The organism is Paraburkholderia phenoliruptrix (assembly GCF_019511605.1).
GTDB classification, from domain to species: domain Bacteria; phylum Pseudomonadota; class Gammaproteobacteria; order Burkholderiales; family Burkholderiaceae; genus Paraburkholderia; species Paraburkholderia phenoliruptrix_A.
In genome coordinates, this window is the sequence record NZ_JAEUAV010000072.1 from 1 (window position 1) to 460 (window position 460).

The following is a 460-nucleotide window of genomic DNA, read 5'->3' on the forward strand; positions in this document are numbered from 1 at the left end:
GCGGGTTCACAGAGGGTTGTGCATTGGCGATTGAGCCAGTCAGTGAAGATGCATGGTTACAGCAACCGTGATGTCGGCTGAACGTTCTTTAACAATCAGGAAGAAGTAGTAAAGAGATTCACGAAAGGCACTTAGAGATGGGTGTCCGAGTAGGTGAATCAGGGTTGTGATTGTATCGATGTATTTTCAAGTGATCGGAAGATCGCTTTGGAATACGGCGCAACACGAATACTCAGCCTGTAACGAGTGGACAATCAGTCGGGAACCTGATCCCCTTCGGGGATGGGGCCCACGTAAGCGCTAAAGCGCCAACGTGGGACCGACAGAAGACACACCCGTTATAGGGTCAAGCGAACAAGTGCATGTGGTGGATGCCTTGGCGATCACAGGCGATGAAGGACGCGGTAGCCTGCGAAAAGCTTCGGGGAGCTGGCAAACGAGCTTTGATCCGAAGATGTCC

The 460-nt window shown here is 52.0% G+C and carries 1 rRNA gene; it reads left to right on the top strand.

Annotated elements, in window-relative coordinates:
- Positions 1-344: 344 nt before the first annotated feature.
- Positions 345-460: ribosomal RNA gene (locus tag JNB89_RS30805) — 23S ribosomal RNA — on the top strand; the annotation flags it as partial.